Origin of the sequence: Polaribacter gochangensis (assembly GCF_046224025.1) — a bacterium.
GTDB classification, from domain to species: Bacteria; Bacteroidota; Bacteroidia; order Flavobacteriales; family Flavobacteriaceae; genus Polaribacter; species Polaribacter gochangensis.
The window spans coordinates 582,601-603,546 of record NZ_JBJXRF010000002.1 but is presented as its reverse complement, the minus strand read 5'-3'; the positions used below and the strand labels follow the sequence as shown (position 1 = coordinate 603,546).

At 30.4% G+C, this 20,946-nt stretch carries 14 protein-coding genes; 3 read left to right on the top strand and 11 right to left on the bottom strand.

The window, feature by feature from the left end:
* Window positions 1-242: 242 nt before the first annotated feature.
* Together ACEWL1_RS08015 and ACEWL1_RS08010 are read left to right on the top strand one after the other, a co-directional pair.
* The gene (locus tag ACEWL1_RS08015; protein ID WP_409232777.1) at window positions 243-1,496 is read left to right on the top strand and encodes an alginate export family protein; all 1,254 of its coding nucleotides are present in this window, start codon (window positions 243-245) and stop codon (window positions 1,494-1,496) included.
* Between the two features lie 90 nt (window positions 1,497-1,586).
* The gene (locus ACEWL1_RS08010) at window positions 1,587-3,383 is read left to right on the top strand and encodes a hypothetical protein (protein ID WP_409232776.1); all 1,797 of its coding nucleotides are present in this window, start codon (window positions 1,587-1,589) and stop codon (window positions 3,381-3,383) included.
* Window positions 3,384-3,455: 72 nt separating this feature from the next.
* On the opposite strand, the gene ACEWL1_RS08005 is transcribed toward ACEWL1_RS08010, so the two are convergent.
* From ACEWL1_RS08005 to ACEWL1_RS07970, 8 genes are all read right to left on the bottom strand, one after another.
* Window positions 3,456-4,727 carry an adenylosuccinate synthase gene (locus tag ACEWL1_RS08005; RefSeq protein WP_409232775.1) on the bottom strand — a complete coding sequence of 424 codons (1,272 nt, stop codon included), beginning with the start codon at window positions 4,725-4,727 and terminating at the stop codon, window positions 3,456-3,458.
* Window positions 4,728-4,757: 30 nt separating this feature from the next.
* The gene (locus tag ACEWL1_RS08000) at window positions 4,758-5,204 is read right to left on the bottom strand and encodes a Fur family transcriptional regulator (protein WP_409232774.1); all 447 of its coding nucleotides are present in this window, start codon (window positions 5,202-5,204) and stop codon (window positions 4,758-4,760) included.
* A gap of 73 nt (window positions 5,205-5,277) precedes the next feature.
* A complete protein-coding gene (locus ACEWL1_RS07995; RefSeq protein ID WP_409233042.1) occupies window positions 5,278-7,494 on the bottom strand; it encodes a RelA/SpoT family protein in 2,217 nt (738 codons plus the stop codon).
* Between the two features lie 62 nt (window positions 7,495-7,556).
* The gene (locus ACEWL1_RS07990; RefSeq protein ID WP_409232773.1) at window positions 7,557-8,789 is read right to left on the bottom strand and encodes a M48 family metallopeptidase; all 1,233 of its coding nucleotides are present in this window, start codon (window positions 8,787-8,789) and stop codon (window positions 7,557-7,559) included.
* The gene (locus ACEWL1_RS07985; protein WP_409232772.1) at window positions 8,790-10,841 is read right to left on the bottom strand and encodes an IPT/TIG domain-containing protein; all 2,052 of its coding nucleotides are present in this window, start codon (window positions 10,839-10,841) and stop codon (window positions 8,790-8,792) included. It abuts the gene before it with no gap.
* Between the two features lie 2 nt (window positions 10,842-10,843).
* A complete protein-coding gene (locus ACEWL1_RS07980) occupies window positions 10,844-12,085 on the bottom strand; it encodes a hypothetical protein (RefSeq protein WP_409232771.1) in 1,242 nt (413 codons plus the stop codon).
* 101 nt (window positions 12,086-12,186) lie between these two features.
* Window positions 12,187-12,798 carry a DUF2306 domain-containing protein gene (locus tag ACEWL1_RS07975; protein ID WP_409232770.1) on the bottom strand — a complete coding sequence of 204 codons (612 nt, stop codon included), beginning with the start codon at window positions 12,796-12,798 and terminating at the stop codon, window positions 12,187-12,189.
* A gap of 6 nt (window positions 12,799-12,804) precedes the next feature.
* Window positions 12,805-13,599 carry a TrmH family RNA methyltransferase gene (locus tag ACEWL1_RS07970; protein ID WP_409232769.1) on the bottom strand — a complete coding sequence of 265 codons (795 nt, stop codon included), beginning with the start codon at window positions 13,597-13,599 and terminating at the stop codon, window positions 12,805-12,807.
* A gap of 83 nt (window positions 13,600-13,682) precedes the next feature.
* On the opposite strand from ACEWL1_RS07970, the gene ACEWL1_RS07965 reads away from it, so the two are divergent.
* Entirely contained in the window at window positions 13,683-14,123 is a 441-nt protein-coding gene (locus tag ACEWL1_RS07965; RefSeq protein WP_409232768.1) for a hypothetical protein, read from the top strand.
* Window positions 14,124-14,171: 48 nt separating this feature from the next.
* Here the strand turns inward: ACEWL1_RS07965 and ACEWL1_RS07960 are convergent, their stop codons facing one another.
* From ACEWL1_RS07960 to ACEWL1_RS07950, 3 genes are all read right to left on the bottom strand, one after another.
* A complete protein-coding gene (locus ACEWL1_RS07960; protein ID WP_409232767.1) occupies window positions 14,172-16,538 on the bottom strand; it encodes a T9SS type A sorting domain-containing protein in 2,367 nt (788 codons plus the stop codon).
* 104 nt (window positions 16,539-16,642) lie between these two features.
* The gene (locus tag ACEWL1_RS07955) at window positions 16,643-17,938 is read right to left on the bottom strand and encodes an amidohydrolase family protein (RefSeq protein ID WP_409232766.1); all 1,296 of its coding nucleotides are present in this window, start codon (window positions 17,936-17,938) and stop codon (window positions 16,643-16,645) included.
* 7 nt (window positions 17,939-17,945) lie between these two features.
* Window positions 17,946-20,909 (bottom strand): amidohydrolase family protein, encoded by a 2,964-nt coding sequence (locus ACEWL1_RS07950; RefSeq protein WP_409232765.1) that lies wholly within the window; start codon window positions 20,907-20,909, stop codon window positions 17,946-17,948.
* Window positions 20,910-20,946 lie beyond the last annotated feature (37 nt).

Genomic DNA, 20,946 nt, shown 5'->3' with positions numbered 1-20,946 from the left:
TGTATTAAAATTTCTAGCTGTTTCGTTTTATTTTATGGAAATGAAAAACGCACATGTTTTTTGGAAAGCTTCAATCATAATATACCTTCTGCTTTTTTCAGGAATCGTACTCTTTTATTAATTCTAATTAAATTTTAAAACTTGACATTTATCAGTTTTTTAACTTTGAATCTACTGTAACTTTACAAAATAAAAGATAAAACTGTCTTTTATTTAAATTGTATAACATAAAAAAACATATTATGAGAAAATTAATTTTTTCATTACTAATGATAACAGTGTTTGCTTTGCCGTTATCTGCACAACAAGTTGATTTATCAGCAGAATTAAGACCAAGATTTGAAAATAAAAAAGGGTATAAAACTTTGCTTAAACTAGGAGAAGAAGGGGCAAGTTTTATCTCTCAGAGAACAAGGTTGAATTTAAATTATCAACAAGATAATTTTAAAGTTAAAATTTCTTTACAAAATGTTCGTGTTTGGGGAGATGTTGGAACCTTATCTGCACAAGATAATTTAAATTCATTTCATGAAGCTTGGGCGCAATTTTCTATGTCAGATTATTTTGATTTAAAGTTAGGAAGACAAGAGATTGTTTATGACAATAGTAGAATTTTCGGGAATGTTGGCTGGGCACAACAAGGTAGAAGTCACGATGCAATTATCGCTAAGTTTAAAACTTCAAATAATGGTAAATTAGATATCGGATTTGCATTAAATAATGATTCACAAGCTGGAGTAAAAAGTATGTACAGTAATGTTGCAGGATATAAAGCATTTCAATATGTATGGTATCATACCGAACTAAACAATTTCGGAATCAGTATTTTGGCTTTAAATAATGGAATTGAACATTTAGATGTAAATAACGATACCGTTGTTAGTTATTCTCAAACTTTTGGGCCAAGAATAACTTACAAAAAGAACAGCCTTTCATTAGACGTATCTGCTTTTTTACAAACTGGAAAAGTAATGAGTACGCCAATTTCTGCAAGCTATTATTCGGCTAATATCAATGTAAAAACTACAAAAAAATTTAATTTAGGACTTGGTTTTGAATACTTATCAGGTAAAGACACAAACGATTCAAGTACAGATTTAAAATCGTTTAACCCAATATTTGGAACAAACCATAAATTTAATGGTTGGATGGATTATTTTTATGTTGGAAATCATATAAATTCTGTTGGATTAATTGATATCCATGCAACTGTTTCTTATTCAAAAGATAAATTTACAGCAAAATTAGTTCCGCATATTTTTAAATCTGCTGCCAATATTTATAACGGAACTACAAAAATGAATAGCAGTCTTGGTACAGAAATCGATTTTACTTTAGGATATAAAGTAGCAGATAATATTCAGTTTAATGCTGGGTATTCACAAATGTTTGGAACCACTTCTTTAGAAGTATTAAAAGGTGGTTTAAGCAATAAAAATAATTCATGGACTTGGTTTATGCTAACATTTAAACCAACGTTTTATGCATCAAATTAATTTTTTTAGTTAACGGAAAAGCCTCTTTAAGATGTACATCAAAAAGAGGTTTTTTATATTAAAAATAATAATACTAATATTTTTTAAATAATGAAAAACACTCATTCATTTCATATTCCTGTAATGGGAATAGGATTTACAATAGATTCACCTTTAAAAGTAGCACAATACGGTATTGATTCTGTTATTTCTTTGGTTGATGATATTTTACTAGAAAAATTACGAAAATTTTATAGTATAAAATTTGAAGTTCCTTATAAAGAAATATCTGATAAAGTGGATGATTTTAGAGCAAAGAGAATTACTTCTTATTTAAACTTAATTCATGAACAAACCGAAAAAAAATTTAATCAACTAAAAAATATCACTTCAGAAAAAAGCAAAGCTTTAAAAGAGTACATTCAGATGTTACCAGAATATTCTTCTCTGAAAAAAGATTTTGTAAAACTAACCGAAGATGGAGTAGATTTTTTTAAGCTAAAAGATTGGGTTAATAAAAATTTAACAATGGGAAGTATTGATGTAAATATCATGACCAAAGTTGATAAAGGAAATTATTTAAATAAAGAATTATTACCCATAGAATATAACGATGCACACGCAGCTTTAAGAGGATATTCTAATAGTAAATTAACTTCATCATTAGTGCTTTCTGCAGGAATGAACCCGAGATTGTATTCGTATATCAGTCATTTTGATGATTTTTTTCCGGATGAAAACGGAAATATTAAAAAGAAAATCATTTTAAAGGTAAGTGATTACAGATCTGCTTTTATCCAAGGAAAATTTTTAGCTAAAAAAGGATTATGGGTTTCAGAATACAGAATTGAATCTGGATTAAATTGTGGTGGTCATGCTTTTGCAACTGACGGATTTTTACTTGGACCCGTTTTAAAAGAATTTAAAGAAAAAAGATTTGAGTTAAAAAGTCAAATTCAAGAATTGGTTTTTGCTGCCCTAAAACTTGAAAATAAAAAAATACCAAGAACAGATTTAAATTTAAAAATAACAACGCAAGGTGGAGTTGGTACAGAAGAAGAACATACTTTTTTGATGAATCATTTTAAGCTTGATTCTGTTGGTTGGGGAAGTCCGTTTTTATTGGTTCCAGAAGCAACAAGTGTTGATGAAAAAACGATAGAAAAATTAGCAAAAGCAAAAGAAGATGATTTGTACTTGAGTAATACATCGCCATTAGGAGTTCCGTTTAACACATTAAAAGGAAACACAAAAGATTTTGAAAAGCAACAATTTATTGATAAAGGCAGACCAGGGAGCTCGTGTCCGAATAAATTTATAGCTTTAAATAATGAGTTTAAAGAAACTGGTTTGTGTACTGCATCTAGAGAATATCAATATTTAAAATTAAAAGAATTAGATGCTTTAGAAATTTCATCAAAAGAAAAAGAACAAAAGCATCTTAAAATTATAGAAAAATCTTGTATTTGTGTTGGTTTAAGCACTTCTACATTAATTTTAAATGAGATGAGTACAAAGAAAACTGGAGATGGAGTTTCTGTATGTCCTGGTCCAAATATGGCGTATTATGATAAAGTGATGAGCTTACGAAACATTACAGATCATATTTATGGTAGAAAAAATGTCTTAACCAGAACTGACAGACCTAACGTATTTATAAAAGAACTATCACTTTATATTACACATTTACAAGAAAAAATTGAAACAGTAAAAACAACAATTGATAAAAAAGAGTTGCGATATTTATTAAAGTTTAAAAATAATTTAGATGAAGGTATTCGATATTATCATGACTTATTTTTAGCTCAAAAACAATCTTTTGTAGCTTGTAAGGAATCACTTTTAAATGCACTAAAGATAGAGCAGAAGAAGCTTGTTTTATTAGGTATTGAGATAGAGAATCTTTAACAAATTGATTCCAAAAAAAAAGCATCTTTCAATTATTGAAAGATGCTTTTTAATATATTTATGTAGTAATACTTACCTCGTAATCGTTTGTTTTCTATCTGGTCCAACGGAAACAATAGTAACTGGAACCCCGGTTTCTTTCTCAATAAAAGCAACAAAATCTATTAAGTTTTGCGGCAATTGATCTGCACTTGTCATTTTAGTTAAATCATCTTTCCAACCTTTAAATTCTGTATAATTTACAGAGACATTTTCAGGGTCAATATTATAAGGAAAATGAAAGATTTCTTTTCCTTTATAATTATAAGAAGTACAAATTTTTAATGTGTTAAAACCAGAAAGAACATCGCCTTTCATCATCATTAATTGCGTAACTCCGTTTACATCTACAGCATATTTTAAAGCAACTAAATCTAGCCATCCACAACGTCTTGGTCTTCCAGTTGTGGCACCAAATTCATGCCCAACTTTTGCCATTTTTTCTCCGTCTTTATCAAATAATTCAGTCGGAAAAGGGCCAGAACCAACACGGGTTGTGTATGCTTTAAAAATTCCGAATACATCTCCAATTTTGTTTGGAGCAACTCCTAAACCAGTACAAGCACCAGCAGCAGTTGTGTTTGATGAAGTTACAAACGGATAGGTTCCAAAATCTATATCTAACAATGAACCTTGAGCGCCTTCTGCTAAGATTGTTTTTTTGTCTTTTATAGCTTGATTTAAAAACTCTTCGCTATCTATAAATTGTAAAGTTCTTAGTTTGTCAATTCCTTTACAAAATTCAGCTTCTAATTCTTTTAAATCATATTCGATTTGAACATCAAAGAATTCTAACATTTTTAAATGCTTTTCTGTTAAAGCATCATATTTTTCTTTCCAATTATCTAACTCTAAATCTCCAACACGCATTCCGTTTCTTCCAGTTTTATCCATGTATGTTGGACCAATTCCTTTTAAGGTAGAGCCAATTTTAGCTTTTCCTTTAGAAGTTTCTGATGCTGCATCTAACAACCTGTGCGTAGGTAAAATTAAATGTGCTTTTCTAGAAATTAATAATCTTGATGTATAATCAATTTGATGTTTGTCAAGGTTTTCTAATTCTTTTTTAAAGATTACAGGATCTATTACCACACCATTTCCAACAACATTTAATGCTGTTTTATGAAAGATTCCAGATGGAATTGTATGTAAAACATGTTTAAATCCATCAAAAATTAACGTGTGTCCAGCGTTTGGACCTCCTTGAAATCTTGCAATGATATCGTATTTAGAAGTAAGAACATCTACAATTTTTCCTTTTCCTTCGTCGCCCCATTGCAATCCTAATAATAAATCTACTGCCATTAGTTGTTGTTATGTGTGTTGTTGTTTTGTTTATTTAGTTTGTTTTTTTGTGCCGTAAAAATAAAGAGAGTGATTATGAATATCTATATCAAAAACTTCTTCAATTGTTTTTTTAATAATCTGAATTCTTGGATCACAAAATTCTTTTACTTCTCCAGTATCTGTTAAAATTACATGATCGTGTTGTTTGTCAAAATAACTTTTTTCGTAATGTGCCATACTTTGACCACCAAATTGGTGTTTTCTAACCAATCCACATTCTAATAATAAATCGATTGTATTGTATAAAGTGGCTCTAGAAACTCGATAATTTTTGTTTTTCATATTGATATATAAAGACTCTATATCAAAATGTTCTTCTAAATCATAGATTTCTTGAAGGATGGCATATCTTTCTGGAGTTTTTCTATGTTTTTTAGATTCTAAAAATGTAGTAAAAACATTTTTTACAATGTCTTGATTATCATTTGCACCCATTTTTCTGAATTTATCGAAGCAACAAATTTAAGCTTATTTATCAATATAATTTATCTTTTTATACAACTAATATCTACATTGTATTAACACGCTCTACTTTTTGTATTCCTTCTACTTTTTTTATACTTGCAATTAACTTGGTTAACTGGGTTTTATTTTTAACACTAATAGATAATTTCCCTTCAAAAACACCATGATCTCCCGAGATATTTATGTTGTGTATATATACATCCATTGTATTAGAAATGATACGGGTTAAGTTGTTTACAATTCCTTTTTTATCGCTACCACTAACTTTTAAGATAGCTTTAAACTCTTGTTTAGAAGAGTCTATCCAAGTTGCTTTTAAAACTCTATATGCATAATTTGACTGCATAGATATTGCATTCGGACAATCTTTTTTATGAACTTTTATTCCGTCGTTAATGGTTAAAAAGCCAAAAACTTTATCGCCAGGAATCGGGTTGCAACACTTAGAAAGTGTATAGTCTAATTTTTCATCTTCATTTCCAAATACTAGCGCATCATATTTGTTTGTGATTTCTTCTTTATCAATATTTTCTTTATTTGGAGCGCGTTTTAACCTATTCTTAAAAAAACTTATAAATGCATTATTTTTTTGACTTGCAAATGCTTTTAATTGTTGATTGTCAATTGCACCATTTCCAATCCTGTAAAATAAATCGAAACTCGTTTTTAATGAAAAATAAGAAGCCATTTCATTGACAACACGATCGTTTAGGGTTATTTTTAAATGGCGTAATTTTCGTGTTAAAATAGCTTTACCTTCTTCAGCAATTTTCTTCTCTTCTTCTTTAAGTGCAGCTTTAATTTTAGTTCTTGCTCTTGCAGTCATTACAAAATCTAACCATCTCACATTTGGTTTATTAACTGATGCAGTTTGTACCTCTACATGATCGCCACTTTTTAATTCGTGACTTAAAGGAACTAATTTTCCGTTTACTTTTGCACCTCTACATTTTAATCCGACATCTGTATGAACTGAAAAGGCAAAATCTAAAGCTGATGCACCTTTTGGTAATGATTTTAAATCTCCTTTAGGGGTAAAAACAAAAATCTCTTTAGAATACAAGTTTAATTTAAAATCTTCTACAAAATCTACTGCATTTGCACTTTGATTTTCTAAAGTTTCTTTTAGCTTATTTAGCCAAGTTTCTAAACCGTTTTCTTTTACTTCTCCTTGTTTATATTTGAAATGAGCAGCATATCCCTTTTCGGCAATTTCATCCATTCTTTCTGAACGAATTTGTACTTCTACCCATTTACTATCAGGACCAATAACAGTGATGTGTAATGCTTCATACCCGGTAGATTTTGGCTGAGAAATCCAATCTCTTAAACGAGAAGGGTTTGGTTTAAAAAAGTCTGTAACAATCGAATAAATTTTCCAAGCATCAAATTTTTCGTCATTAGAAACAGGTTTGAAAATAATACGGATTGCAAATTTATCATAGACCTCATCAAAAGAAACATTTTGCATTTTCATTTTTCTACGGATAGAAAAAATAGATTTGCTTCTTCCTTTTATTTGATAATCAAAATCTTCTTTTTGCAGTCCTTCATTTAAAATGGCTTCAAAAGTTTCTATATATTTTTGTTGCTCTTCTTTGCTGTCTTTTATTTTACTTAAAATATCTGCATACACTTCTGGTTCTGTATACTTTAAGCCTAAATCCTCGAGTTCTGTTTTTATATTGTACAAGCCCAATCTATGTGCTAAAGGAGCATAAATATATAAGGTTTCTGATGCAATCTTTACCTGCTTGTATTCTGGCATAGAATCCATCGTTTGCATGTTGTGCAAACGATCTGCAATTTTTATTAGAATCACACGAACATCATCATTTAAAGTCAACAGCATTTTTCTAAAATTCTCTGCTTGAATAGAAGCATCTTGACTTTTATTAAGGCGAGAAATTTTTGTCAAACCGCTAACAATACGAGCAATTTTCTGACCAAACAATCGCTCAATATCCTCAATAGTATAATATGTATCCTCTACAACATCATGCAATAAGGCAGCAGCAATAGAAATTGCTCCTAAACCAATTTCATAAGCAACAATTTTTGCAACTGCGATTGGATGATAAATATAAGGTTCACCAGTTTTTCTACGTTGGTCCGAATGTGCTTCTACGGCTAATTCAAAAGCAGAACGAATGATCTTCTTATCTTGTGCAGATAAAGTTTGATACGTTCCTTTTAAGAGATCTTTATATCGCTTAGAAATCTCTTTATTTTCTTCTTCTATGGTTGCCTTATACATCATCATTTAAAAGTAAAACAAATAATGAATTGCGCAAAGTTTTTTTGCTTTTTTGATGAGAAGAATTATTTATTTAAGTTTTGAACTCTTTTTAGTAAGGTTGGGTGTGAGTAATGCATAAATACATAGGCTGGATGCGGAGTTAAATTACTCAAACTATTTTTTGATAATTTTTTTAATGAAGTAATTAAAGGTTTTGCTGCAAATGTTTCTTTGGCATAATTATCTGCTTGATATTCAAACTTTCTAGAAATAATATTCATTAACAAACCTGTAATTTCTGAGATAGGCGAATATAAAATTCCGAATACAATTAAACCAATATGAAAACTTGGATTAGAAATATTTAAAGCTTCAGAAAAAATTGGTAAGCTCACAAATAAAGATAGCAACCACAAAGTAAATCCGGTCAATAGAGTAGAAGTAATCAAGTTAAAAATGATGTGTTTGCGTTTGTAATGACCAACTTCGTGAGCTAAAACGGCAACAATTTCATCGATTTCTAAATCATTTATCAATGTATCGTATAACGTAATTCTTTTTTGAGAACCAAACCCAGAGAAATAAGCATTTGCTTTTGTAGAACGTTTAGAGCCATCAATTACAAAAACATTTTTTAATGTAAATCCAACTTTGGTTGCATATTTTTCTATAGCAGTTTTTAATTCTCCTTCTTCTAACGGAGTTTGTTTATTAAATAACGGCACAATTAATTTGGCATAAAATAGATTCATAAACAAAGAAAAAATTGCGACCAAAGCCCAAGCATACATCCAAAAACTAGTTCCTGCAAACTGATTAAACCAAATAATTAACGCTAAAATTCCGCCACCAAGTAGTGCAGTCATCAATAATCCTTTAATTTTATCAACAATAAATGTTTTTTTAGTGGTTTTGTTGAAGCCAAATTTTTCTTCAATCACAAAGGTTTTGTAATACGAAAAAGGAGTGTTTATAATATCTGAACCGATGATAATAATTCCGAAGAAAATCAATGCAATTACAATAGCATTTGAACTGTAACTTCTTGCCAATTCATCTACAAATTGAAATCCGTCTAAAAAGAAAAAAGCAAGTGTAAGTGTTAAAGAAAAGATTCCTGTGATGTTAGAAAATTTCGCATTCGTTTTTTTATATGCTTGCGATTTTTCATATTCCTCTTTTTCATAGACATCTGCTAATTCAGCCGGAATTGCATCATCAAAATGTTTTGTGTTTAAGGTGTCTAGTATTTTATCAACGATAAAATTGATGATTAAAATTGCGATTAAGATGTAAAATAGAGTAGAAGGTGTCATTTAATCTGGTTTATACTCATATAAGTTTCTAGAAAAATTATATGTGTTTAAACTTTTACCACCACCTACATACACTTTATTGTTTAATGAGAATGAAAACATATGTATAAAATTAATTTCATTAAAAAAATCATCAACTTTATTCCATAAATTATTTGCTGGACTATATTCCCAAATCTCATTAATAATTGAACCATCAACTTTTTGTAATGCAATTACATATCCTTTACCATTTAAGACATAACTAGTAGAATTTACAATAGAATACGGAAAATCTGCAATTTGAGTCCAGGTATTTGAGTTTGCATCATATGACCATGAACTTTTATCGTTATTGTCTTCTGATCCACCAATAACATAAGCTTTATTATCAATTACAAAAGTAGTTGGTCTGTTCTTTTTTAAATCAACATTTGTACTCACAACTGACCAAGTATCAGTTTGAGGATTGTATTTTTCTAAGTTTGTATTATAAGAATTTGAAAAATTTTGTTTACCAAACCCTAAATATACTTCATTATTTAGTGTAAAATGAGTAAGTCCTAAAATTTCAGACTTACTTCTATCTTCATAATATTTACTTTTAGTTTTCCATGTATTTTGTTGAGTATCATATTCCATGAAGTTTTCATCATTACCCCCTTCAGAAGTATATAAGTAAATTTTCTTATCAACAACTTCTAGTGAAACGTATACTGTATGATTATTGAAATGTATAGGAGAATCAACTTTACTCCATTTTTTTGTGGTACCATTAAATGTAAAAAAATTGTATTTTCCATCTAATAAATCCATTCCAAACATATATGCATTATTTTCTACTACGACGGTGTTAGATTTAAGAGAATAATAATTGTAAAAAGGAGAATCATTATTTATGAATAACCATTTATCTAATATATTTACATCTAAAATATACTCAGTTGATTGATCTAAAACTTCTAACTTTATCTTTGCAGTTCTATTTGGATATGGTCCAGAAGGAACTTTAACTGTTAATGAATTTGTGTTAACAGAAACGACTTCTGTATCAACTCCTTCAAAAGTAATTTTGTTTTTATCTTTATTTGGGTGAAAATATTTTGCTTCTATTTGAGTTTCTGTTTTTATAAAAACATTTAAATTTGTATTAGTAATTTGAGGTCCTTTGAGGTTAAATTTAGTTGGATAAATGATAAAATCATTAAACCCTTGAACTTTAATTTCTTCAGAACTATTTTTTATAGTATTGGGGACAATAACTTTAATACTATTCTTGTTTGAAGCCGAAACTTCTGCTAAAACATCTCCAAAATATACTTTGTTATATTCTGGTTTAATTCCAAAATTATCTCCTGTAATTGTTATTTCTTCTCCAAAAGTTGCTGTTAATGGAGCAATAGAGGTTATTGCTGGAGATTTAATTATAAATTTAGTTGCAGCATAAGTTTCTCTGTTGGCAATTTCTAAACCTACAGTAACTTCCTTACTATTAACTCCTTCTGGTACAACTGCAGTAATAATAGAATCGTTGCTTTTAATTACACTAGCTACTTTATCTTTAAAAGTAATTTTATTGTTTGAGTTTACATAACTAAAGTTTTTCCCCTTTATCTGAATAGTATCTCCCCAAACGCCTGAATTTGGTTCTAAGCTAAGAATAAGTGCTGCACTACTACCAAAACTCATAAACTCTTTTTGATTGCCATAAACTAAGTAATCTTTTGTTTTTACAAAAGACCTTACGTAATACCTATTGCCATTTACCAATGTGGTTGTTATCGTTGCAGAAAAACCACCGGAAGTCAAGTTAGAGGATATTATTTTTTTATCAGAAATATTAATATCAGGAAATGTTCTTACAGACCAAACAAAACCATATTCTATAATATCATACTGATTTATATTGTTAATCGTTGCATTTAATTTTACTCCATTTTCAGAAATATCAGTTACTTGTAGCGTTTCTATAGTTGGGTAACTTCTTTCTAAAATATCATTTTCTGTACACTGAATTAAAAAAAGTACACTAAAAAAGATAATTGCTAAGGATTGTATGTTTTTCTTTTTCATTTTTAAAATCTTATTCCAATTAATACTTGTAAACTAGACATTGAGTTTTGATAATCACTAATTCCGGTTGATGCACCGACATAGGGATCTAATACTTTACGACTATTGCTCATTGTAGAATTTTCGTAAACAACATCAATAAAACCTTGTAGTTTTTCTGATACTTTTTTCTTAAAACCTATACTAGCAAAGTAACCAACTGCTAAACTACCAGTTTCATATTTTTTGTTAGAAATGCTTACTACATTATTAATTTCACTTTCTCTAATCCAATTGGTAGACGAGCTAATGTTGGTATAACTTGAAACACCAAAAGTAACATAAGGTGTAAAATTTCGCTCTGGAAAAGTATAGCGAACTCCAATTGGAATTTTCAATTGTTTTAAAGTAGTTCTCACTTCACTAATATAATTAAAACTACTATTAGAGCTTAACATGTTTGTATTAAAATTATTTGTAGAAAAGAAGATACCAGTATAAAACGATATTTTTTCAGAAATTCTAGGAGAATTTAATTCAGCAAAACCACCAAACAAATAAGAGAAACTAGAATTAGATTTTTCCGTAAAGTAAAGTACCTCAGTAGATTTATGGTCGTAGTTTAAGCTTGAAGAACTAATTCCAATGGAAGCTCCAAAATTAGCTTTAAACCAAGGTTTATCCTCTTTATAGACAACACTTTTTTGTCCTTTACATTCGTTATACTTGCGAACTATAGCTTCTAAACTTTTTTCACCATAACCCGTAGCATCAATTTTTGATTTTACTTTTGGACAATCATTTAAGAATACTTTTAAGATACCAATATACTTTTTTGAGGGCCTTCTAAATACGTTATTATTTTGCGTATATTCTATAACATCATTATTTAATTCTTTAAGAAGTCCTTCTTTTTCAAGATAATAAGTTCCTGTTGCTTTGTAAAGCGTAGCAATACCAAAAAGAATAACTTCTAAAAATTTATTTTCTGTTTGATTAGCTTCAATACTTATGTTTTTTGAAGCAAAAAACTTATCATTTTCAAAGCCATATCCTCTTATAGAATTTGGATAGTATTCTTTAATTTGACCATCTAAAGTTGTTTTAAATTCACAATACTCATAAATAGAAGAACTTTCTTTGTAATTTATAAATCCGTTAATTTTTTCGCCTTGACTATTGATTATGTATCCTTTTCTAAAATCTGTTTGTGACATGACACTAAAAGACATTAAAAAACAAACAATTATTGCAATTTTTTTCATGATGAGGGTTTATTCGCTTTTTTTTCGTTAAAAGTAAAGGTAAAAATTATTATTGTAATTAAAGCAATTAGATACAAGATTTAGTTACTAAAAAACACAAATTATATGATTGCTTTTCGAATATAAATTTCTGCAAAAATAATATTAGGAACCCAACACAACCATGAAATAATGATATAAGCTTCACTAAAAGGAATTCCTAAAATATTTGGTAAGGTTGGCAACCACAATCTTAAGGTAACAGCGGCTAAAGTAAAAGCATAACTGCGAATCATCCATTTTCTGTGTGCTTCTATATTTTTCTTTTTAATGGTTGTGTAGCCATTTAAAGTTGTATAAAACCAACCTATTGCTAAGAAAGAAAAACCGAGTTGAGATACAATTCCGCCATTAGCAAATAAAGCCACGTAAAAGCCAGCAATTGCACTAACTAAAACGGTTACTACATATATTTTTCCTAATAAACGATGTAATGTTAAGCGGTTACCTCGAATACGTTTCGAAAATTGAGACCAACCAACTAATAAAGAAATTCCACCTAAATAAATATGAATAAAAAATGCAATTCTCCAAAGTAAATTTGTAGTAATAGTCTCTGGTTTAGAACTTAGTAAACCTTGTTGATCCATATCAATAATCAAATAAATTAGAGGATATAAACCAATAGCAATTGAAAATACAGCAATGATCCAATATCGTAATTTACGTTTCATATTTTTCTAATTAAAGTTTCGTTGACGTTTGGCTTCAAACAGCACAATTGCAGCAGCGACAGAAACATTCATGGAATCAATTTCTCCTTGCATAGGTATATTAATGTTCTGCGTTGCAGCCATTCTAAATGCTTCAGACAAACCAGCATCTTCAGTTCCTACAATAATTGCCGTTGCATTTGTATAATCTTCATTGTGATAGTCATTAGAATTTTGCAAAGTTGTAGCAAATGAATTTATGTTATTCTCACTTAAAAAAGCAATAATTTCTTCGGATGTTCCTGTTGCAATCTGATTGGTAAACAAACCACCAACACTTGAACGAATGATATTTGGATTGTACATATCCGTCTTTGGATTTGCAATAAAAACAGCATCTAAATTTGCAGCGTCAGCAGTTCTTAAAAGAGCTCCGATATTTCCAGGTTTTTCTGGAGCTTCTGCTATTAAAATTAATGGAGTAGAAGTGGAGAATTGAATGTTTTCTAATGAAAAGTCTTTCGTTTTTGCAAGTGCAATAATTCCTTCTGTTGAATTACGGTAGGCAATTTTTTGATATACCTCTTTAGAAACTGAAATGATTTCTGTTTCTGTTGTTGCATAATTATTTAATTCGTTTTCAGCAATAAAGTCATCACAAAACAAAAGGATTGTAATGGTATAACGCCCTTTAATTGCTAAAGAAACCTCTCTTTTTCCTTCAATTACAAAGAACCCAGATTTTTTACGTTCACGAGATTTTTCTTGCAATTTTAAGATGCTTTTTATGGTAGAGTTTTGAAGACTTTCAATGTATTTCATAGTAAACAAATGTATCTATTTCGCTTTAAAAACCAAGTCGTTTTTTTTTCATAATTTTAGAATGTGAATAATAATACAATAAAATGATGAAAAAAAGAGGGATTTTTTTATCAATTATTATGTTTGTAATGATTGGTGTAACGGCTTTTACAACTACTTCTGATAATCAAAGTGTTTGGAGTGATTGGCAAAACACAAAATGTTTAAGAGGAATTAGCTATAAAGTAAAAATGGGGAAATACGACATGTCTCGTAGAGCTCGTAAATGGGAAATTCAATTTAAAAACAGGTACAATGCCAACATTTATTTTAATTATAAAGCCATCAGTACAGCTCAAATAAAGAATATTAGATCGGCAAGAGAAAGTAGAAATAGAGTTGTAATAGAGGGTGAAGGAACAGAATCTAAAGTATTATCAACGTATGTTAAAGCAAACAAAGAACTTTTTGTAGACATTACTAAAATACGATTTGGCAAAGAAGATGTTGGTAAAAACTACTATAAGTGCGATAAAGTAAAATAAAAAATCCCGAAGTAATAACTTCGGGATTTTTTAATTCCAATAATTAAATTATTTGATGACTATTTTTTTAGTACTTAAACCTTTATTTGCATCAAACAGTTTTAAAAGATAAATTCCGGGTTTTAACTTCGGTATTTTATATTTGATTTCTGAACTATTTTTACTGATAATATTTCCTTTATAATCATTGATTAACTGACCGTGAACTGTAAATAGCTTTATAGATAAATCTTTTATATCTGTAGAATAATTGATTGTCATTACTTCATTTGGTGCAATTGGATTCGGATATAATGAGAATTTACCAATACTATTTTCATCTACACTTGCAGTTTTATTTCCTGGGCCAATCTGAGAATACAAACCTGTATCTGTACCAACAAGTAAATCATCATAATATAAAAAATTAATTCTTGTTCCATTTGGATAGGTATATCCTTTTGCCCAAGCTGATGCTGTTTTTGCTAAATAATATATCTCATTATCTACTGCACAATACAATGTGTCTATACCATAAGTTGTTGCTTTTCCTTCTTTTCCTGCAACAAAAGGAAACCCAGAAGTTGTATTAACAGTCCATTTTCCAGTTCCACTTAATGGTTTGTAATAGCTTACAGGGTGATTAGTTCCTGCATCTGTTCCTGTTGCATACACTGTGTTATTTGTAGATTCATAGTCTAAATCATTGATGGTAACAACAATGGTTGTTCCTGTGCTTGTTGTTGCAGCGTCCATATCTCGCGTAACTGTCCAACTAGAACTTCCTTTTGTTACTTTGTAGATACTTCTTCCGGTCGGAGAACTTAAATCGTAATCAACGCCAACATAGGCTGTGATAACACCAGATTCTTGAGTAAAAACAATATCTCTAACATCTACATCATTTGCAGAACTGCTAGAATGTAATAATTGTTGCGTCCAAGTAACTCCGGCATCTTCAGAAATAAACAACCCACCTTTATCAGCATCTTTAATTTCAAAACCAGCAAATACAATATTTTCATTATACGGGCAAATGGTTATTGCTTTTGCCATGGTTCCTACACTTGGAAAATTATAAGGAGCACTTTCAGGCGTAAAAACTCTTGACCAGTTTGTGCCACTATCTGTTGTTTTATAAATTCTAACATTTCCTGCATAGGCAGTATTGTCATCAGAAGGTTTCATTGCTATAGAATGATATCCAGATCCGTCACCAGTAGGAAACATTGCATTGGTCCATGATGGCGTAGTGGTATAAGTTGTTACTTTTCTTACTCCAGATTTAGAAGCAATCCACCCAGTAGTCTTATCTGCTGTCATTTCCATATCATTTACTTGAACAGCTTCAATGCCATCATCTGCACTAGATACGTTTATTCCTTTATCAAAAGAAATTCCCAATCCTTGATCTGACGTTGCATAAAAAATATTGCTATTATTTGGATCTACAAATACAGCTCCATCATTAGGATGCGTATAATGTGATGTTGTTCCAAATTTAGCCCAAGTTCCACTAACACCTTTATTATTGCTAAACATAGTTGCTGTTAAAACATAATAACTACTTGCTGTTCCCGAAAAACTAAAATTAGTTGCAGAAACTCCAGTAATTGTAGTATCAAATTCGCTCCAAGTGGTTCCGTTATCATCAGAATACGCAATAAATTTTGTTGAACCATTATTACCACTAAGAAAAAAGCGTCCGTCTGGAGCAATTCCAAATGCAGTCCATGTTACTGAAGGACTTGTTAATGTTGGTGATATGTCTGTAAATGTCGTTGTTGCATTAAATGCATCATACATATCAGTAGAAACATATAATTTTGGAGTAGCACCTTTGCCAAATGCATAGACTAATTTTGAAGTTGCATCTATATTAAGATAAAACAAATCAGAAAATGTAGGAAAACTTATCGGAGATCCAGTTCCTGTTGTATAAGAACCAGCAGCGTCTAAAGAACCAAAATGCATATTGCTAGCTCCAGCTGCAAATGTATAATCTCCGTTAATTAAAATGTCTCCAACACCACTTATTCCTGTATTAGTGGCTGCAGTTGCACCAATTGTTGTAGAATATAGATCGTTATTTTCATTGATAAAAACAAATTGTTCTGAGGGTTCATGTATTTGAATATTATTAATTCTTGATCCAAAGTTTTGTGTATTATCTAAACTTGGCACCAGCTTAAACTTGGTGGCAGAAGGAGTACCAGAATTTGTTGTGTACATATCAGCATAAAAAACGGAGTTTGCACTTTCTGTAGCAATCAATATTCTAGTAGAATCTGCGTGAATTTTATATCCGTTGATATAATTAATTCTCCCTCCATAAACTTCTTCTACGTCTGGTGCTTTAAGTTCGGTTATTGCTGTAAAAGTGATAAAGCCAAGTGACAATAGAACAGCAAAAGTTAATAGGTAATTCTTTTTCATATGTAAAGTTTTTAGTTAATATACTAGCAACTAAAGTAATAAAAATATTTTACACAAAAAAAAACTCTGAATTTCTTCAGAGTTTTCTAAGATATTTTGGGGAATTATTGATTTTTGTACTTATTGGAATACCGTTTCCAAAGTGTTGTTTGATGTGTTTCTAAACTCAGCTTTCTGCCTTGAATAAATGCATCATTAATAATATTACCTCGCATATCTAAAGCATCGCCTTCAGAAATAAATAGTGTTGCATCTTTGCCAACAGCTAAAGTACCTACTTTATCATCTATTCCTAAAATTTTTGCAGAATTAGAAGTAATCATTTTCAAGGCAACTTCTTTGTCGATTCCGTATGCTGCATACGTTCCAACATAAAAAGGTAAATTACGAGTATTCATACGTTCCATGCTTCCGTCCATACCAACAGCAACAGTAACGCCTTTGTCTAATAATAACTTCGCTAATTTGTATGAAAAATCATAATCAGAATCATCTCCATTCGGAATTCTATGTGCTCTTTCTACAATTACTGGCACATTGTTTTTCACTAATAAGTCTCCAACTTTGTATGCTTCGTCTCCGCCAACAATGACCAATTTAAAATTGAATTTATTTGCAAAACGAACTGCATCAATAATTTCTCTTTCTCCACTTGTATGAACATATAGTTTTTTAGAACCATTTAACAAACCTTCTAGAGCTTCAAACTCTAAGTTTTTAGGAGATTTACTTCCTTTTAAATAGATTTTTGCATCGTTTACATATTCTTCAAAATCTTCAATAGATTTAGCATATGTTTTGCTAATTTTTGCTCCAGCATCTTCACCTAACCACCATCTACCAAAAGTAATGCTGTTTGGCCAATTTACATGAATACCATCATCAACTTTTAAGGCTGCATCTTCCCAGTTCCAAGCATCAAACTGAACAACAGATGAAGTTCCAGAAATAATTCCGCCACGAGGTGTAATTTGTCCCATTAAAACTCCGTTTGGTCGCATACTTTCAACAACCTTAGATTCTGCATTGTAAGCAATTAAACTTCTAATATGCGGATTCATTGTTCCTATTTCGCGGTCATCAATAGATGCTTTTACGGCATCAATTTCTCCTAATCCTAAAGTTGTATTTGCAGCAATAAAGCCTGGATACACATGCTTTCCTTGTGCGTTTATAATAGTTCCTTGCCTTGCGATCTTCATTTTTGCAGAACCTACAAAAGTTATTTTTCCGTCTGCAAACATAATAAGAGCATCATCTATTACAGTTCCGTCTCCTAAATGTGCTGTTGCTCCTTCAATAGAAAAAGCAGTAGTTTGTTTAGAAGCTGGAGTTTGCTGTGCAAAACTATTTCCTATTAGTAAGAAAAATAGTACACTATATATAATTTGTTTTTTCATAATTTTCTTATTTTAATTCAGTTTCTTCAGTTTCACAATACAAAACTCTTTTCACGTTTTTTCTAGGAGCTTGAACTTTTCCGCCATTATTCTTTTCATTAAGCATCATGTTCATTAACAAGCTACGTTCTTTTTTGATAGCAGCTCTTTTAGCCAAATCTTGATCGATGTCAAAATAAACGCGTCCTTCTATAATAGTAGTTTGTGCTTTTGCATAAATAGACATTGGATGATCTGTCCATAAAACAACATCTGCATCTTTACCTACTTTAATACTACCAACTCTATCATCTAAATGCAATAATTTTGCAGGATTTATAGTGACCATTTTCCACGCTTCTAATTCTGTCATTCCACCATATTTAATGGTTTTTGCAGCTTCTTGATTTAAACGTCTAGACATTTCTCTATCATCAGAATTGATTGCAACTGTAATACCAACGTTGTGCATAATTGCAGCGTTAAACGGAATTGCATCATTTACTTCATATTTATAAGCCCACCAATCTGAAAAAGTAGAAGCACCAACACCATGATCTTTCATTTTATCAGCAACTTTATAACCTTCTAAAATATGTGTAAATGTATTGATGTTAAAGTTGAATTTGTCTGCAACTTTCATCAGCATATTAATTTCTGATTGTACATAAGAGTGACAGGTAATAAAACGTTCTTTATTTAAAATTTCTGCTAATGTTTCTAATTCTAAATCTTTTCTGTACGGTTTACCACTTTTCTTTAACGCATCATATTCTTTAGCTCTTTGAAAATAATCGATATAAACTTGTTCAACTCCCATTCTAGTTTGAGGAAAACGTGTTCCGTTTGTAGAACGAGATTGTTTTACATTTTCTCCTAAAGCAAATTTGATAAATTTAGGGGCATTTTTATACACCATATTATCTGCTGTTTCTCCCCACTTTAATTTTACAATTGCAGATCTTCCTCCAATCGGATTTGCAGAACCATGTAATAATTGCGCAGTGGTTACTCCACCAGATAAATTTCTGTAAATATTCATGTCCGAAGGATTTATTGCATCTTCCATTGTAACTTCTGCAACAGAATTATGTCCAGATTCGTTAGAAGAAGACAAAGCAATATGTGTATGTTCATCAATAATACCAGCAGTTAAATGTTTGCCCGTTGCATCTACAACTCTTGCACCACGAGCTCTAAGGTTTTTACCAATTTGAGCGATTTTTCCGTCTTTTAATAAAACATCGGTGTTTTTTAAGATACCTTCTTTTTCACTTGTCCAAACAGTTGCATTTTTAAACAAAATAGTTTCTTGCTTTGGTTTAGAAGTAAATCCGTAACCAACATTTGGATAGGTTACAGGAACTACAAATGGAGTAGTAGTTTTAGAATTTTTCTTCTTTGATGATTTCTTTTTTGCATCTTTCTTTTTGATTGCTGTCCAAGAAGATTCATTTCCGTATTCATCAACTACAGTTCCAGAAAATCTATTTTGACTTTCATCTAAAGATCCAACAAAACGCGTAAATTTAGAAGCATCACTTTGGTTGTTTAAAGTGATAGAAACCCAATTGTCTTTAAAAGAAAATTTAGATTTTAAACTTGTTGATCCACTTTTTAAAGTTCCTTTAGTTCCAGAAATAGATAAGTTTAAGTTTTTGTTATTATAAGATAAGGTGTAATCTCCACTTGCGTCAACAACATTCATATCGGTAATTACATGTTTATCTCCTTGTACCCAGTTTTCATAAATTTTTGTTGAAGCGTCGAAAATGGGGCCCGAAGTAATTAAAAAGTTTGCATAACTACCATTTTTTAAAGTTCCTATTTCAGATGATTTTCCTAATAATTTTGCAGGAATCGTTGTTAATGCTTCCAATGCTTTTGTTTCGTCTAACCCATATTGAATTGCCTTCTGAATGTTTTTCTGAAAACTTGCAACAGATTTTAACGTGTGTGTTGTAATTGTAAAGTTTACATTGTTTTTTGCTAAAACCGCTAAGTTAGACGGTTCTTGATTCCATCTACGCATATCATTTAATTCTAGTTGATTTGCCAAATATGGATTTGAAACATCGTAAGCATTACGGAAATTTACAGGAACAATCATGGTTGCATTCATGTTCTTAATTTCATCAATATCTTCATATTCGTAACCAGAACCTACAAAACTGTATTGAACGCCGCTTTCATCACCAACTTTATCTGCTCTAATGGCATTTAAGTTGTTTTGACCAGCATCAAAAATTTGAGTTAAGTTTCTGTTTGCAATCAATGCTTCTAAAGACATGTCTTTGTTTGTAGCATTTCCGGCTTCGTACCATTTTGCATCCATATAAACTTGTCTTAATAAAGACGTTGAACCCATAAATGAAGTTGGATATGCTTGTCTTGACATTCTACTTTTTCTAAAAGAAAAATATTGAGCAGATTTTGTGTCAAGAATTCTAAAAGCGTCAGTAGAGTTTGCATTTAAAGCAACTAAAACTCCGTTACCACGAATAATTCCGTCTTGTAAATGTGTATTTACAACTCCGAATCCAGCTTTTAATAAATCATTTGCTTTTTTTGTATCGAAAGAAAAATTGTCAAAAGCATCGGTTTCTGGTCTGATATGATCATTCCAATAATACCCTTTTCTGCCAGCTTCGTATTGTCTAACATTGCTAGAACTTCTTGGCGGAGTCGGATTTTTAATTCCGAAATTAGAATACACTTCTATAAAAGAAGGATACATTGTCTTTCCTGATAGATCTACAGTTTTAGCTCCATTAGGAATTCTCACATTTTTACCAACAGAAACAACTTTACCATCTTTTACAAGCAAAGTCCCTTTGTTGATAATTTGTGTAGGTGTCACATAAATTTTTGCATTGGTAAAAGCTACAGTTGTGTTTTTTGTAGTCTTAACACCAGAGTTTGTTGGGAAATATTCTTGAGCTTGTACAACCAAAGTTGACAAAAACAAAAATAGAAGTAGTGTTTTTTTCATTAGTTAAGTTTGTTTTAGTTTATAAATTTATTGAGAA